The sequence below is a fragment of the Shinella granuli genome (genome assembly GCF_004341885.1).
In the GTDB taxonomy this organism is placed as follows: domain Bacteria; phylum Pseudomonadota; class Alphaproteobacteria; order Rhizobiales; family Rhizobiaceae; genus Shinella; species Shinella granuli.
On the sequence record NZ_SLVX01000088.1, the window covers coordinates 1 to 1,696 of the forward strand.

1 protein-coding gene is annotated in these 1,696 nt (G+C 55.5%); it reads left to right on the top strand.

What is annotated here, in order from left to right:
- Positions 1-60 precede the first annotated feature (60 nt).
- Positions 61-1,686: an ISL3 family transposase gene (locus EV665_RS32070; RefSeq protein WP_133037273.1), complete on the top strand. Its 1,626-nt coding sequence runs from the start codon at positions 61-63 to the stop codon at positions 1,684-1,686.
- Positions 1,687-1,696: the final 10 nt, after the last annotated feature.

The following is a 1,696-nucleotide window of genomic DNA, read 5'->3' on the forward strand; positions in this document are numbered from 1 at the left end:
GGTTCTTCCTCACTTTGTGTGGTTAACAGACCCTTAGCATCGCACTTGCTATCTGCTGTGATGCGCACGAAATCAAAATGGTCACCCGGTCCAGGGGTCAACGTTCTGGGTATTTCACTCGAACCCGATGGAAATTGGGTTGTCTCCGCGTCAGCAAAACCAGTGGGAATCTGCCCCGATTGCGGGATACGAAGCCGATACCGGCATGGTTGGCGCAAGCGCACTCTTCAAGACTTGCCGGTTCAGGGCCAAGTGGTGAAAATTAAGCTCGCACTGAACCGGTGGCAATGTAGACACCGAAATTGCAGGCGGCGAACATTCACCGACCAGTTGCCTGAGATTGCTTCACCCTACTCGCGCCGAACTGCTCGGATGGCGGTGATCGTGAGTTTGGTTGGTCACAGCATGGGTGGTCGTCCGGGTGAACACTTGATGCGCCGGCTGGGCATGCCGGCGAGCGACGACACGATCTTACGGCAATTGAAGCGAAATGCGCCGTCATCCACGCAAGACCGTAATATTCGAGTTGTTGGCATCGATGACTGGAGCTGGCGGCGCTCCACCCGATACGGCACGATCATGGTCGACCTCGAACGTCAGACAGTTGTCGATGTCCTGGACGACCGCAGCGTCGAGAGCTCGAAAGCATGGTTGCAAGAACGCCCTTCTATTGAGATCGTCAGCCGTGATCGCTGTGGTCTTTATGCACAGGCTGCCAGAGAAGGCGCGCCGCAGGCCAAACAGGTGGCAGATCGCTTTCATCTGGTTCAAAATTTCCGGGCAGTGATCAAGGAGCAGATGAGCCTTTGCGGCCATGCCAATGTCAGGCCAATATTGTCGGAAGACGCCATTGCCAGCACCGCTGCTCAACATCGCCGTGCCCGTTTGGCACATAGACAATCCCGCCAGGACATATTCGAGATGCTTCACGCTTTGCGCCAGCAAGGCCTCACCTACAGCGAAATTGCGAGACGGACGGGTTATGAGCGCCGTAGCGTCGCAAACTGGCTAACTTCAAACGCACCTCGGGATAGGAAGCGGGCGGCATTGAACCCCACATCGCCATTGTATTTCGAAGCGTTTCTGGCTGAACGCTGGAAAGATGGAAACCGTCTTGGACGCCATCTGCTCCACGACCTCAGGAACCGGGGCTACACTGGCAGTCGTTCAAATCTGGAGCGCCTTCTCAAGGTATGGCGCGAAGCTGAAAACGTTCGACCACACGCGTCACCACCCGAGGTAAAGGTTTTAGAACCTGTCCGTGACCCTGACACTGGCCATGTCATTTCTTCAGATGTCGTCGCTGCACTGTGCATCAAGCCGCGCGGTCTTCTAACTGTTCCCCAGGCAAGAAAGGTCGATGCGTTGAAACAGGGTTCAGAACCATTCCGCAAGATGCGGGGATTGGCCATGCGTTTCAACGGACTCCTGCGGAGCAGGAATCCAAATGCGCTGGATAAATGGATCGACGATGCCATCGACACCGAACTTACCGCGATCATGCGTTTCGCCAGCGTTTTGCGCCGGGATATCGATGCCGTCAAAAACGCAATCGAACTGCCCTGGAGCAACGGCCAAGCCGAAGGGCAGATCAACCGCCTCAAAACTCTGAAGCGAGCAATGTATGGCAGAGCTGGGCCAGAACTGATGAGAGCAAGAATGTTGCCGCTGAATCACACAGATTGAGGAAGAACCG

Excerpts from the sequence above, each read along its gene's own strand:
- EV665_RS32070 (WP_133037273.1), top strand. The coding sequence starts at position 61 with ATGCGCACGAAATCAAAATGGTCACCCGGTCCAGGGGTCAACGTTCTG.